Source organism: Sphingobacterium sp. HMA12, from assembly GCF_002933815.1.
In the GTDB taxonomy this organism is placed as follows: Bacteria; Bacteroidota; Bacteroidia; order Sphingobacteriales; family Sphingobacteriaceae; genus Sphingobacterium.
The window spans coordinates 2313839-2328081 of the sequence record NZ_BEYR01000001.1 but is presented as its reverse complement, the minus strand read 5'-3'; the positions used below and the strand labels follow the sequence as shown (position 1 = coordinate 2328081).

16 protein-coding genes and 1 riboswitch are annotated in these 14243 nt (G+C 40.2%); of the genes, 5 read left to right on the top strand and 11 right to left on the bottom strand.

Annotation, left to right across the window (positions count from 1 at the left end; all coding sequences use genetic code 11):
* Positions 1 to 73: 73 nt before the first annotated feature.
* From rimK to HMAT_RS09985, 4 genes are read right to left on the bottom strand one after another with little or no spacing between them, the layout of a single operon-like run.
* On the bottom strand, positions 74 to 1009 hold the full coding sequence (gene rimK, locus HMAT_RS10000; protein ID WP_104382570.1) for a 30S ribosomal protein S6--L-glutamate ligase: 936 nt from the start codon (positions 1007 to 1009) through the stop codon (positions 74 to 76).
* Positions 1010 to 1068: 59 nt separating this feature from the next.
* On the bottom strand, positions 1069 to 1506 hold the full coding sequence (locus HMAT_RS09995) for a RimK/LysX family protein (RefSeq protein ID WP_104382569.1): 438 nt from the start codon (positions 1504 to 1506) through the stop codon (positions 1069 to 1071).
* A 58-nt stretch (positions 1507 to 1564) separates the two neighbouring features.
* A complete protein-coding gene (locus HMAT_RS09990) occupies positions 1565 to 2743 on the bottom strand; it encodes an AIR synthase related protein (protein ID WP_104382568.1) in 1179 nt (392 codons plus the stop codon).
* Positions 2744 to 2796: 53 nt separating this feature from the next.
* Positions 2797 to 3279, bottom strand: a complete 483-nt coding sequence (locus tag HMAT_RS09985) for a DNA-deoxyinosine glycosylase (protein WP_104382567.1) — start codon at positions 3277 to 3279, stop codon at positions 2797 to 2799.
* A gap of 97 nt (positions 3280 to 3376) precedes the next feature.
* On the opposite strand from HMAT_RS09985, the gene HMAT_RS09980 reads away from it, so the two are divergent.
* The 4 genes from HMAT_RS09980 to mgtE all read left to right on the top strand — a co-directional run bounded on the left by HMAT_RS09980 (position 3377) and on the right by mgtE (position 6715).
* A complete protein-coding gene (locus HMAT_RS09980; RefSeq protein ID WP_104382566.1) occupies positions 3377 to 4240 on the top strand; it encodes an SPFH domain-containing protein in 864 nt (287 codons plus the stop codon).
* Between the two features lie 10 nt (positions 4241 to 4250).
* A complete protein-coding gene (locus tag HMAT_RS09975; protein WP_104382565.1) occupies positions 4251 to 4427 on the top strand; it encodes an Arc family DNA binding domain-containing protein in 177 nt (58 codons plus the stop codon).
* A gap of 89 nt (positions 4428 to 4516) precedes the next feature.
* The gene (pepE, locus tag HMAT_RS09970) at positions 4517 to 5227 is read left to right on the top strand and encodes a dipeptidase PepE (RefSeq protein ID WP_104382564.1); all 711 of its coding nucleotides are present in this window, start codon (positions 4517 to 4519) and stop codon (positions 5225 to 5227) included.
* Between the two features lie 171 nt (positions 5228 to 5398).
* The gene (gene mgtE, locus HMAT_RS09965) at positions 5399 to 6715 is read left to right on the top strand and encodes a magnesium transporter (protein ID WP_104382563.1); all 1317 of its coding nucleotides are present in this window, start codon (positions 5399 to 5401) and stop codon (positions 6713 to 6715) included.
* A gap of 72 nt (positions 6716 to 6787) precedes the next feature.
* Here mgtE and HMAT_RS09960 read toward each other — a convergent pair whose 3' ends face one another.
* From HMAT_RS09960 to ubiE, 6 genes are all read right to left on the bottom strand, one after another.
* Positions 6788 to 8047, bottom strand: a complete 1260-nt coding sequence (locus HMAT_RS09960; RefSeq protein ID WP_233789170.1) for a chloride channel protein — start codon at positions 8045 to 8047, stop codon at positions 6788 to 6790.
* A gap of 21 nt (positions 8048 to 8068) precedes the next feature.
* Positions 8069 to 8131, bottom strand: a riboswitch (Fluoride riboswitch).
* A gap of 7 nt (positions 8132 to 8138) precedes the next feature.
* On the bottom strand, positions 8139 to 8513 hold the full coding sequence (locus HMAT_RS09955) for a DUF423 domain-containing protein (protein WP_104382561.1): 375 nt from the start codon (positions 8511 to 8513) through the stop codon (positions 8139 to 8141).
* 9 nt (positions 8514 to 8522) lie between these two features.
* The gene (locus HMAT_RS09950) at positions 8523 to 8978 is read right to left on the bottom strand and encodes a GNAT family N-acetyltransferase (RefSeq protein WP_199768584.1); all 456 of its coding nucleotides are present in this window, start codon (positions 8976 to 8978) and stop codon (positions 8523 to 8525) included.
* 90 nt (positions 8979 to 9068) lie between these two features.
* Positions 9069 to 9518, bottom strand: coding sequence for a GatB/YqeY domain-containing protein (locus HMAT_RS09945; RefSeq protein ID WP_104382559.1), 450 nt, complete (start codon positions 9516 to 9518; stop codon positions 9069 to 9071).
* A 10-nt stretch (positions 9519 to 9528) separates the two neighbouring features.
* The gene (locus HMAT_RS09940; protein WP_104382558.1) at positions 9529 to 10290 is read right to left on the bottom strand and encodes an SDR family oxidoreductase; all 762 of its coding nucleotides are present in this window, start codon (positions 10288 to 10290) and stop codon (positions 9529 to 9531) included.
* 82 nt (positions 10291 to 10372) lie between these two features.
* Complete coding sequence (gene ubiE / locus HMAT_RS09935) at positions 10373 to 11113, bottom strand: bifunctional demethylmenaquinone methyltransferase/2-methoxy-6-polyprenyl-1,4-benzoquinol methylase UbiE (RefSeq protein ID WP_104382557.1); 741 nt, start codon at positions 11111 to 11113, stop codon at positions 10373 to 10375.
* A gap of 414 nt (positions 11114 to 11527) precedes the next feature.
* Between ubiE and dnaB the strand changes: the two genes are divergently transcribed.
* Entirely contained in the window at positions 11528 to 13141 is a 1614-nt protein-coding gene (dnaB, locus tag HMAT_RS09930) for a replicative DNA helicase (RefSeq protein ID WP_104382556.1), read from the top strand.
* 119 nt (positions 13142 to 13260) lie between these two features.
* On the opposite strand, the gene HMAT_RS09925 is transcribed toward dnaB, so the two are convergent.
* A complete protein-coding gene (locus tag HMAT_RS09925) occupies positions 13261 to 14154 on the bottom strand; it encodes a DUF3078 domain-containing protein (RefSeq protein ID WP_104382555.1) in 894 nt (297 codons plus the stop codon).
* Between the last annotated feature and the right edge of the window lie 89 nt (positions 14155 to 14243).

Sequence of the window (14243 nt, the reverse complement as noted above, 5' to 3'; positions counted from 1 at the left end):
ATCTAGCTTCTTTAAAAGTTAAAAGGGTTTTCAATCGCTATTGAAAACCCTTTTAACTTTTAACTCGGTAATTTTATAATTTGCTTTCTCTCTTTTTCTTTTTCTTTACCACTTTTGGCATTTGTGCCTGTTTCAATTCATATTGTCTTTCGATGTATTGAATGATTTCAGAAGCAATGTCCTTTTTGGTGGCTTTTTCTATACCCTCCAACCCAGGGGAGGAATTTACTTCAAGAACTAAAGGACCACGGTCCGAGGGAATCATATCCACGCCACAAACGGTAAGCCCCAATTGAGCGGCAGCGGCAATAGCGGTTTCTCTTTCTGCCTTGCTTAGGCGTATTATCTGAGCCGTTCCGCCCCGGTGTATGTTTGAGCGAAATTCCCCTTCTTTAGCCGTACGTTTCATTGCCCCGACAACTTTGCCGTCAACCACAAAAGCTCGGATGTCAGAACCTTTCGACTCTTTGATAAACTCTTGGATCAAAATGTTGTTTCCGAGGCCGTAGAAAGCCTCTATAACAGATGATGCCGCTTTCTTGGTTTCTGCTAAAACAACACCAATCCCCTGTGTACCTTCCAATAGTTTAATCACCAAAGGAGCGCCGCCCACCATACTGATCAGATCGTCAACATCAGAGGCCGTACGTGCAAATCCCGTAATTGGAAGGCCAATGCCGGCACCGGACAAAATCTGTAAGCATCTCAATTTATCCCTGGATCTGGTAATGGCTTGACTCGGATTTGCGGAAATGACATCCATCACCTCAAATTGTCTGACAATAGCCGAACCATAAAAGGTGACCGAAGCGCCTATTCGGGGAATAATAGCGTCAATACCACTGAGATCCTGTCCTTTGTAATGAATACTGGGGTTACCTTGTTGAATGCCAACGTAACACTTACTGTGGTCTATGACAACACATTCGTGTCCTCTTTGTTGTGCAGCTTCTACGAGACGACGAGTTGAGTATAAACTCTTTACTGTCGATAATACGGCAATTTTCACGGTTTGTATATTGAATATATTTTTGTGCTAAGATAACAAAATAGCTTTGCTATTTGTTTTTATTTTGACGGGGACTTCAAGGAGAGATTTTCTTTGGAGACGTCGACCAAGAATCTTCGATAGAGAAAATTCTTTCCTAAAAGCATCGGGTAAGTCATTTTGGAACGATTTCGAAATGAAATCTTGATATTGAAAACCTGGTCGTATAGTTTTGCCGTAGTTCGGATATAATAACGCTTTTCCTCCTGGCCAAACGAACTCTTGACCAGTTTTGATTTGTAAAGCTTCAATTTTAAAACTTTGGTTTCTTCTGTTTCGAAATTGGTAATGAGTTCGCAATGGATCCAGTCCTGACCATCTTCATTGACGATTTTATAGGAGTTACAATGCAAAACCGAGGAAGCAGCGCCAGTATCGACTTTTGCCTCTATGCCAAATATTCCTAATTCAGGTAAATCCAGGGTTTCTTTCCAGCCCACGAGAAGTTTTTCTTTCATTGATACCAAAAGGAATAAATGCACCAATCTTTATCGCGTAGATTGGTGCATACATATTTTATTCGTAAATAAATTCTCCAAAAGGAGATGTAATCGTTACTTTTTTAGATGCGGCGTCTTCTACACGACCGATAATTTGCGCCGGAATTCCGAATGACACCGAAATGGCAATGATATCTGCAGCGATCGCTTCAGGTACATACAATTCCATCCGGTGTCCCATATTGAATACTTTGTACATCTCCTTCCAATCTGTATTGGATTCTTTCTGTATCAATTCAAAGAGTGGTGGAATTGGGAAAAGATTGTCTTTAATGACATGTACATTGTCCACAAAGTGCAACACTTTAGTCTGCGCTCCACCTGAACAATGCACCATTCCATCAATCTGAGAACGGTACTTATCTAAAATATTTTTGATGACAGGGGCGTAGGTACGTGTGGGTGAAAGGACAAGTTTACCCGCAGGAACTGTTTCGCCTGTTTCCACTGTGATGCCATTGGTTAAATCCTGACTTCCCGCAAAAACAAGTTCGTAAGGGACAGCTGGATCATAAGCCTCCGGATATTTTTCCGCTACTTTTTTGTTAAAGACGTCATGACGTGCTGAGGTTAAGCCATTGGAGCCCATACCGCCATTATAAGCTTTTTCATAACTTGCTTTTCCATTAGAAGCCAAGCCTACGATTACGTTGCCCCCTTTAATCCGGTGATTTGAAATCACATCTTCCCGCTTCATCCGACATGTAACCGTACTATCGACTATGATTGTGCGTACCAGATCACCAACGTCAGCAGTTTCGCCCCCGGTAGAATAAATACCGATACCCAAATCCCGAAGTTCAGCCAATATTTCTTCTGTACCATTGATGATTTCTGCAATAACTTCTCCAGGAATAAGATTTTTGTTTCTGCCGATTGTAGAGGACAGTAGAATATTATCGATCGCCCCAACACAGAGTAAGTCGTCTATATTCATAATGATTGCGTCTTGTGCAATACCTTTCCAAACCGAAATATCCCCAGTTTCTTTCCAATAGACATAGGCTAGAGAAGACTTGGTGCCAGCACCATCAGCATGCATTATATTGCACCAGTCCTGATCTCCCCCCAAAATATCGGGAATGATTTTACAGAATGCTTTGGGAAACAGACCCTTGTCGATATTTTTTATCGCATTGTGCACATCCTCTTTTCCAGCGGATACACCTCGTTGATTGTATTTTAAATCTGACATCTTAGCGCAAAAATAAACAATAGCGCTGAATTAACGAACCTTATTTATGTAATTTAATCACTTATGATCGTACGCCAATGCATGACGAGTTGTTCGAGGTTTGTTTTTGCATTTGCAGGACTTGTACTGGGGAGGCATAGGTAGCGTATGTTCTCTTTTTCCTCAAAATACTTTGCATATAATTTATACGCTTTTTGCCCATTAAAGACTACGAGTTTGATTCCCGGATGTGCCTCCAGAAGGGCGATGATTGGATTGGGACTTTCATCTTTGATGGCCAAATCCATACTGCCCGGACGGGATGCTTCGGCACAGACATCCCATAGACCAATGCCGTTGTTAAGTAGCAGATTTACTTTGTCAATATAGGCTGTCGTATTTGGACTGTTAAACAAATGTCTGATCACTTTCCAAAAACGATTTTGCGGATGTGCATAATATTCATTTTGCTCCAATGATCTGTCACCCGGTAAAGATCCGAGGATAAGCGTTTTGGTATTGGCATTCACAAGTGGCAAAAAAGATCTTTTGAGCATAATCAAAAATAATAATAAAAATTTTGGCTTTGAAATAAGAACTATTTTTTGCTATATTTATGATATTAAAATGATATCAAATATATATTAACAAATTATGGAAAAATTGATTAAACCTATGTCGGGCTATTTAGCCTTATTAATTGCGGTAGCTTCTTTTATAGCTGCCATATTTTCATTTGCCAACGTCGACGAAAGTTCGCTGTATGTTGTACTTGGCGTCATCCTGATGATCGGAACATTTTTTATCCTGAAGGGATTAATGATTATTAATCCAAATCATTCACGTGTTTTGAATTTCTTTGGTCGATATGTGGGGACTGTAAAAGAGAACGGTTTGTTTTTTGTCAATCCGCTGTATTCTACAATCAAGATCAGTTTACGTTCCGACAATCTGCAAGGACAGACATTAAAGGTAAACGATAAGATGGGCAATCCTATTGAGATCGGAGCTGTTATCGTATGGCAGGTAGGGGATACCTATAAAGCTGCTTATGATGTCAGTAACTATACCTCCTATGTACGTACGCAGAGTGAAGCAGCAGTACGGCATCTTGCGGGAAGTTTTCCTTATGATAACCTGGAGGATGAGGGAGCAGAGATCACTTTGCGTGAAGGCGGCGATACGGTGAATCATATCCTTGAGCAGGAACTTGCTGATCGTCTTGCACCTGCAGGAGTAATTATTAAAGAGGCGAGAATCAGCCATTTGGCTTATGCATCCGAAATTGCCGGTGCGATGCTACAACGACAACAAGCTGCGGCCATTGTTGCCGCGCGCTCTAAAATTGTGGACGGTGCTGTGGGAATGGTCGAAATGGCACTCAAAAAGCTATCTGAAAAAGATATCGTAGAATTGGACAACGAGAAAAAAGCGGCTATGGTCAGCAATCTAATGGTGGTACTTTGTGGAGAAAAAGCTGCAACGCCAATTGTAAATACCGGTACTTTGTACCAATAAACTGAATGAAATGGCAGATAAAAAGAACTTTATGTTGCGGCTTGACGATCAAATGTACAAAGCATTGGAAAAATGGGCTGCAGATGAGTTTAGGAGTGTTAACGGGCAGATCGAATATCTTTTACATAGAGCGCTGCAAGAAAATAAAAGATGGAGTGCGGAGAAAAAGTCTGCTGATAAAAAATAAAGAATCAGAAAGTAAAAATGTACCTTTGGCTTCGTTCCAAACGAAGTAAAAGGTACATTTTTTTGTTATATAATTTGAAGAAATAAGATATGGTGATCAATCCAATCTATAATTTATTGGTCGTAAGCACAAGCACTATTCATGGTAGCGGATTTCTTGACTACATTAAAGAAGATTTTGTGAAATTTATCGCTTCCGATGTGTTGCTGTTTATTCCCTTCGCTAGACCATCCGGAATATCGTTTGATGCGTATACGGCCAAAGTTCAGGAGGCTCTCGATGATCAAAATATAAAAGTTACCGGATTGCATGAATTTCAGAACAAGAAAAAGGCCATTCAGGAAGCAAAAGCAATCTTTGTCGGTGGTGGTAATACATTCTTGTTGTTGAAGACATTGTATGATTTGGATCTTGTACATCAATTGCGCGTCCAAGTAAGCAAAGGAACTCCCTATGTAGGTACTTCCGCTGGATCCAATTTGGCTGGATTGACCATTGGTACAACAAACGATATGCCTATTGTTTATCCACCTAGTTTTGATGCTTTGGGATTTCTCCCTTTTAATATTAATCCACATTTTTTGGATCCGGACATGAATTCGACCCATAAAGGAGAAACACGGGAAACCCGTATTCAGGAATTTCATCAATTTAATTCACAACCCGTAATCGGGCTACGGGAAGGTAGTTGGTTAAAAGTAAATCAAGGAGAAATAAAATTGGAAGGAACGTTGACAGCCCGTTTATTCCGACCGAATAGAGATGCTGTAGAGCTTGCTCCCGGATTAATTAATTTTTAAGATTTTGTAAAATCTGCACTCTTTTTGTATCTTAATCATAAAGTAAAAGCGGTCAGCAGTCTCTTTTTATACATGGCAGAGTCTTTCTTCCTTAAAAAATACTTTTGTAGATGATTGAATATCATACAAAATAAGCTACTTTTGCGCTAAATCCATTAAAATTTTCTTCCAATGGAACAAAATTCAGCATTGCACCCAGCCGATATTGCGGAAGAAATATCGCGTCTAACTAAAGGTGAGCAACATCAATATTTTATGGGCTATCCGCTAGAGGATAGATTGGAAATCTTTTCATTTTTGGAAGTAGATGTCCAATACACGTTGATTAAATCAATGACCGAGCAGGAATTGTCCGAATTGCTGAATAATCTAAAGCCGGATACGCGAAACGAGTTGCTTTCTGAGCTACCGGATGATCTGATCAAATATTTAATCAATCTTTTGAACGAGCGTGAAAAACAGATGGCGCTGGAGTTGATCGGATATAAAGAGGATAGTATCGCCCGATTAATGACACCCATGTATGTACAGGTACGTCCCTATTATACAGTGGATGATGTTTTTCGGCACATTAAAGTCTTCGGCAGAAAGGCTGAGACACTCAATTTCATTTATGTCGTTGATGAAAAGAATGTCTTGATTGATGATTTGAAGATCGGTCAATTATTATTGTCTGATGGTTCCACAAAGATTTCGGATCTAATTGACTATAATTTTGCAGCAATTAAAGCTTCGACTCCGATGGAGGAGGCTTTCGAAATCTTTCAAAAATACGACCGAAGTGCCTTGCCTATCGTTACCGAGGCGGGTGTATTGGTTGGTATTGTGACATTTGATGATGTGTTGGATCGGATCGAAGACCGTGACACAGAAGATATTCAACGATTTGGAGGGATGGAAGAGTTGGATCTGGCTTATACCAAGACACCATTACTTCAATTGGTACAAAAGCGGGCCGGATGGCTTATTATATTGTTTTTCAGTGAGATGCTTACCGCTTCTGCCATGGGTTTCTTTGAAGGGGAACTGGAAAAGGCGGTTGTATTGGCACTATTTGTTCCCCTGATTATTTCCAGTGGTGGAAATTCGGGTTCGCAGGCTGCATCACTTATTATTCGTGCGATGGCCTTGGGTGAATTGAAACTCAAAGACTGGTGGTATGTAATGAAAAGAGAAGTTTCTTCGGGATTGATTTTAGGCGGTATATTAGGTACTATTGGCTTCCTTAGGATATTGGCCTGGCATTTTCTTGGTCTATATGACTATGGCCCTTATTGGATTGCAATCGGTCTTACTGTGGCGGTATCTTTGGTGTTTATCGTGTTATGGGGAACTTTGTCGGGTTCATTTATTCCATTTATTCTACGTCGATTTGGTTTGGACCCAGCCACGGCATCGGCACCTTTTGTGGCCACTTTGGTTGATGTCTCCGGCTTGATTATCTATTTTACCGTTGCAGCATTCTTCTTGCAGGGCAAATTATTGTAAGCCTGTTTGAAAAAAATAGCGATGAAAAGCATAAAATCAGTCCATGATTTTATGCTTTTTTTATGATCTGAGTTACAAATTCAATCGTCGATACAATTTTTCTTTAATTCCCCCTTTTTGAGCGACATAAATTCCTTTTTTTCCAGAAAATATAAATGCGGCTATGCAAGCAATTGCTATAAAAACAACAGGTTGAAAACCAAAAAGCTCATAGCCCATAATGATACAAGCAAGTGGCGTGTTTGTGGCGCCGGAGAATACGGCAACAAAGCCCATGGCGGCCAGTAGACCCAAAGGGAGTGGGATAATGGTGCTCAGCGCACTCCCAAGCGTAGCCCCAATAAAAAACAATGGGGTCACTTCCCCGCCTTTAAAACCGGCAGAAAGCGTAAATGTGGTTAATACCAATTTGATGAGGAAATCATAATAATCCGAAGGATTGTTAAAAGCCTCCTGGATCATTGGAATACCCAGGCCTATATATTTTGTGCTTTTTAGCAGTACCACCGTAATTACAATGATGATACCACCGATCACCGGTCTGAGCAGAGGGAATTTGATCTTTTTAAATTGGGCACTGAAGAATTCTCCCGTCAAGGTAAACAACCAGGCTGCCGCGCCGAATAAAATTCCGGCAATCAGGCTAAGGCCGATGTTGCTTAAAGATAATGCGGGTATACTATCATGTATAGGATAATGTGTATGTGGAATATTCCACAACTGGCAACTAAGGTTTGCGATATAGGCTGTGAGCATGCAGGGGAGTAGCCCAAAATATCTTTTTTTGCCAATGAGCAGAACCTCAAGACCAAAGATAGTACCCGCAAGTGGGGTGCCAAAGACGGCGGCAAAACCTGCTGTAATACCGATAGATATCAAGATACGACGTTCGGTTTTGTCGAAATTAAACCAACGGTTCAGCTGGTCGGATATTGCACCGCCAATCTGGACCGCCGTTCCCTCACGTCCGGCTGATCCCCCAAACAGATGGGTGAGCAAAGTTCCGAATAGGACAAGTGGTGCCATGACGAGCGGTATTCGACGCTGTGGATAAAGGTATTCTTCAATCAGGAGGTTGTTCCCTTTACTGGAAGGATTACCCCAACGCTGATAGGATAAAGCAATGATCAGCCCCGCAAGAGGTAATCCGTAGATGATCCAGAAATTGTTTTCTCTATATGTGGTGACCCAATTCAGCGAAAAAAGAAAGAATGCGCAGATTGACCCAACGCTAAAGCCAACAGTACAACAGGTAATCAGCCATTTGAAAAGAAAATAAAACTTGTTTTGCGTTGTTTGATTTGAAGTTTTAATAGCCATAAATCTACTCATATAAAATTTGTTGTTTTTATACTAAAAGTAGACGTCATCAGCTTATTAAGGCGGTTCAAGGCAGACATCATTGCCATCAGATCATACAAAGTTATAAAAAACGAATCATAATTGCAATCCAGCCCATTATCATGAGTAATCCCCCTAAAGGAGTGATAGGGCCAAGAAACTTTAGATTTTTTTTCCAATACTCCGCAAAGGAAAGAAAATAAATACTTCCTGAAAACAAGAATGTGCCTGCGATAATTAGGTAACAAGCTACCCGTTCGGACTGATAATCAAAGGATAGGTTTAGCCCAAGAACCAATAGCGTGATGGCTGCATACATTTGATATCGAACGCCTACCTCGAACGAATCCAGCTTTTCAGCTGATAGAATTTTTTTGAATGCATGGGCTCCAAATGCACCTAATATAATGGCCAAAGCGCCCAATAATGCGGCGGTAATGATTACAATGTTATTCATAAATATAATTTATTTAAGAACTGATTTAGTCATGTCTATGTGGAGAATCCCATAGTCAGGATAAGGTTCAGAATTTTGTTCAAACCCAAATTTCTCATAGAATGACTTTAAGTGAAATTGGGCGCCGATTTGAATCTCCTGCGGTCCGAACGCTTCTAAAGTAGCCGCGATAGATTTATGCATCAGCAACTGACTTAGGCCTGTTCCTCGTGCCTCCTTCACAACAATTACACGGCCTATCGAAGCTTGTGGGTATGAAATTCCAGCTGGAACCAAACGGGTATATGCGACAATTTCTCCATCCTTTTCCGCCCAAAGATGTAGGCAGACATAATCTTTATCATCCAGTTCAGGATATAGACATTCTTGTTCCAGTACAAAAACCTCCGTACGCAATTTTAGAAGGCGGTACAGTTCCCGGTTCGTCAGCTCGTCAAAATTCTTAAGTTTCCAATTATATTCCATGATGGTTAATCAAGAGAGACAAATCGAGTTACCGACCCTAAGCAGGAGCGATTGGTTGGTAACTCGATTGATGTTATTTTAATAGGATGATTATGCCAATAGACTTTTTACCACCTCAGAGATTGTTTTTCCGTCGGCTTGTCCGGCTAATTTTTGATTGGCAGCACCCATTACTTTTCCCATTTCCTTAATGGATGAAGCCCCGGTCTCTGCGATAATTGCTTTAATAACAGATTCTACTTCCTCTCTGCTCATTTGTTTAGGAAGGTAAGCTTCGATTACTTTTTCCTCTTCTACCTCAATTTGGTAAAGATCTTCACGATTTTGATTCTTATAGATTTCGGCAGATTCACGGCGTTGTTTTACTAGTTTTTGTAAAACTTTGATTTCAGCTTCCTGATTCAGCTCTTCTGCATGGCCTTTTTCAGTTTTAGCAAGAAGAATCGCCGCTTTTATGGCACGTAATCCACGCAATGTTGCTGTGTCTTTTGCAATCATTGCCGCTTTAATGTCTTGATTTATTTGTGTTTCTAATGACATGATGTTTAAATTATTTTCGATTGACAATCGTGCCCGTAGCCTGAGCCGTGGGCATTATTAATAGATCGTTGATATTCACGTGCGCTGGTCTGGTAATGACAAAAAGTATTGTTTCAGCAATGTCGGTTCCGGTTAGGGGTTGTACGCCTGCATAGACGTTTTTTGCCCGTTCCTTGTCGCCGTGAAAACGAACTTCGGAGAACTCTGTTTCGACCATTCCGGGATCAATGGAACTAACTTTTATACCTTTGGAAAGCAGGTCGATACGCATTGCTTTTGTTAATGCGTCGACGGCATGTTTTGTCGCACAGTACACATTACCATTCGGATAAACCTCTTTTCCGGCTATAGATCCTAAATTGACAATATGTGCCCCATTTTCAGTATCCATGAGTGGGATAACTGCTTTGCTCACATAAAGCAAGCCCTTGATGTTGGTATCGATCATTCTGTCCCAGTCACCTATATCCCCATCCTGAATAGGATCCAGCCCCTGACTAAGTCCAGCATTATTAATCAACACATGGATTTTTTTCCATTCATGCGGCAAACCATCTATTTGATTCTGGACCTGCTCCGAATCTCTGACGTCTAATTCAAAGGTATGAATTTTAATATGGGGATAGGTTGAACTCAGTTTTTCCTTCAATTCATCCAGACGATTCAGTCTGCGGGCACAAAGTAAAAGATTGTAGCCTGCCTTCGCCAATACTTCAGCACAGGCCTGACCGATACCTGAACTTGCTCCTGTGATGAAAACTGTCTTTGTCATATATGTTAACTAGTTGAAATATTAAAACTCGATATTGACCCTCTTTTCATGCTAAAATGTAGTCGTGGAATCGTTTAGTGGCTTATTTTGTAGCGATATAAATCGTACAGATACCAAACGTTTGGGGCTTTACAATCGTTTGGTCAAAGCCAGCCTTTTTATTTATAGCAACAAATTTCTGTCCATCGGGAAACTGAGCAACAGATTCGGGTAAATATTCGTAAGCACTGGCATCTTTTGAAAAGAATTTTCCAATAGTCGGTGTTACATATTTGAAGTAAAAATTATAGAGCTGTTTTATTGGAAATTTTTTAGGATTTGAAAACTCCAAAATAACGGCTTTACCGCCGGGTTTTAATACTCGGTAGATATCAGACAGTCCCTTTTCTAAGTTCTCAAAATTACGTACACCAAATGCTACAGTCACGGCGTCAAAAGTATTGTCATCAAATTGAAGCCTCTCCGAATCGCCTAATTGTACTTCAAATTGATTTTCCAACCCTTTGTTTGCGATTTTCTTTTTAGCAACATCAAGCATACCCTGCGAGATATCAACCCCAATGATTTTTTTTGGATTCAATATTTTAATCGACTCCAATGCAAAATCGCCTGTTCCGGTGGCCACATCCAGCATTAATTGAGGTTTGATGGATTTTAGGGAATTGATGGCTTTCTTGCGCCATATAATATCAATCCCTAAAGACATGAAGTGGTTTAAGAAATCGTAGGAATGGGAAATATTGTTGAACATATCCGCGACCTGTTTTTTCTTGCCATCATTGGCGTCTTTATAGGGCTTTAATGTTGAAGAATCGTGCGTCATTTTACAAATATACAATATAAGTATATTTTTAATGCTTAAAATGGGATTTGTTTTTCGATTTAAAGCTGAGATTTTTCCTGTCTGATCAAGGAGATGTTAAGGCAGTCTTTAATGGAAAATAAATGTTGCCATTTTGAATTTCTGGAATTTTGGTTATTCACATCGACTTAAGTTATCAACACTTTTTAATGTATTGATTTTAAGTGGTTGTTTTTTATTTTCAACATGTTTTCCACAGGTTATGTTAATAAGTGAGCTGGTAAAACTGTGTCCTTCAAAGCGTTTTGACAGTTGATGGCTGAACAACTAATTCTGCTGTTTGTAATTCATCATCGTGGTGAATTTTATTTTTTATACATTTGTTATCCCATCTTAAATTTAAGAGTTGGGAAGCTATATTTCTGATATAATATCATGATGAACGAGAGCAATTTTGAGGCGAATAATACGGATAATAACAAAAGAGGTAATTATGGTGAGCGCCGTACCAAATTAAACAACATGGTAAGCGGCTTAGGTAAGCTACCACCACAGGCGGTAGATCTTGAAGAAGCTGTTTTGGGCGCATTAATGCTTGAAAAAAATGCACTAAGCGAGATTATTGATATTTTAAAACCTGAGTCTTTCTATAAAGAATCGCATCAGAAGATTTTTGAAGCGATATTTGGTTTATTCCAAAAGACATCACCGATTGATATTTTGACGGTGACATCCGAGTTACGTAGAATGGGTGCGCTGGAAATGGTAGGCGGAGCTTATTATATTACGCAATTGACCGACCGAGTCGTTTCTGCGGCTAATATTGAATACCATGCACGGATTATTTCTCAAAAATATATTCAAAGGGAACTGATCAAAGTTTCGACTGAAATTATCAATAGCTCTTACGACGAGACCTCCGATATTTTCGACCTCTTGGACCATGCCGAAAAGAGCTTGTTTGATATTGCACAAAATAACTTGAGAAGAGATTCCCGCAAGATGGACGATATTATGCGTGAAGCGATCTCGAATCTTGAGATGTTACGTGATCGCACGGACGGTCTGACCGGTGTGCCATCAGGGCTAACGGCGCTCGATCGTATGACTTCTGGCTGGCAGCCTTCGGATCTGGTGATTATCGCTGCACGTCCGGCGATGGGAAAAACGGCATTTGTATTGTCTGTCGCACGCAATGCGGCGGTAGAACACGGTAAAGCTGTAGCGGTATTCTCGCTGGAGATGTCGTCTGTTCAGTTGGTTAATCGTCTGATCGCTGGGGAAACTGAAATTGAACAGGAAAAACTAAAAAAAGGTAACCTGGCTGATCACGAATGGCAGCAATTGCACTCTCGTATCGGGCGACTGACAGACGCTCCGATCATCATTGATGATACACCTGCGCTGAATGTATTTGAATTTAGGGCAAAATGCCGTCGTCTAAAAGCTCAATATGATATTCAGATGGTGATTGTCGATTATTTGCAATTGATGCACGGTAAAGCAGAAGGTAAAGGCGGAGGAAACCGGGAGCAAGAAATCGGTAGTATTTCCCGTGCTTTGAAATCTGTCGCAAAAGAGTTGAATATTCCAGTTTTGGCCTTGTCACAATTGAGTCGTGCGGTGGAGTCCAGACCCGGAAATAGTAAGCGGCCAATGTTATCCGATTTGCGTGAGTCGGGGTCTATTGAGCAGGATGCCGATATGGTACTTTTCCTATACAGACCAGAATATTATGGTTTGACAGAAGATGAGGAAGGTCGTCCGACGGCAGGTGTGGGTGAAGTTATTATTGCGAAGCACCGTAATGGTGAAACAGGGATCGTGCCGCTTCGTTTCGTCGGTAAATTTGTTAAATTTGTCGATCTTGAAGACGAATTTTCCGGAATGGGTGGAGGTGACGGTTTTGGCGATGCGCCGGCCACATTCTCTGCATCTGCGTTGAATCCGTCTCCAAATTTTGGCGATGACTTTGGTGGAGCAGGTTTTAGTGGTGGTATTACCATGCCTTCCCGTATGAATGATATGCCTGACGATGCGCCTTTTTAGTATGTAATTTTACACAAGTATCCATAAATGAGAAAGCCGAAATAGTATATTTCGGCTTTTTTTGAGTTCCATTCAATATATTTTTGTCTTGGTTTTTGACGAACAATTGATTGTCGTGACTAAAATTTATAGGTTACTCCAGCTCCGACAATTTGTCTAATCTGTAATGCGGAGTTTCTTTTTCCAACTTCTTTTCCTTCTTTAATAATCGGAATGGCGGTGTTGTCGTCATAGATCATTTGCACGCCAGCATTTACGGTGATAAACTTATTGACCTTCATGAATAGATTTGCGGTGTAGTCTATGTCAACATTCTGCGGCTTGTCCAAATAATTTGAATAGAGTTTTAGAATATTTTCAAAGGAAACATTCTCCATTAAGTTTACTTTGTAATACGCATCAAAGGAGGCTCCAAATTCGGTTCTTACTTTTTTACCCGGATCCAGACCATATCGTGTTGATAGTAGCGTATCATTAACAAAAACGAATCTTAACGCTGCTGGAGATAGATTGAATCTCAGGTTATCGGATTTTTTGTAGGCAAAACCCGGTCCAAAGCTTAAGTATGCCGGAGCCAGGAATCGCGAAATACGTTCCTTCGGTGTTTGGGTATAATCAAATCCATCGGCAAACTGCGTATTAAAATTCAAGAAAAAAGTATATAACCAATATTGCGAGGCTTGATGGCCCAATAAACTGTTCAATACCAATCTGTCATCATTTTTACGCCAGTCAGATTCTTTTTGAAAAGTTAAACCGTATGCTGCTAACACCTTGTTGTCCCAGGACCACTTGTCTTTTTTATAATTGAAATCATAATTTAGGGTAAGGTTTCCAGAGAATGAATTGACACCCCCCGCAGCCCAATTGGAAAATGAACTTTGGTTAATTAGAAAAGTGTTTTCACCTTTGATGGTCCACATTTTACTGGTGTCTGGAAGGGCTTCCTGACTATAACTTCGATAGCCAAATAAACATAATGCAATAAGAAAGATTGATTTAATTTTTTTCATACTAAAAATTTGGTTTTGTGCATTTCTTGCGAAAATAATTGTTCTATAACTAAACGAATAATATTGTTTATTGTTTTGTGGCTTTTTGT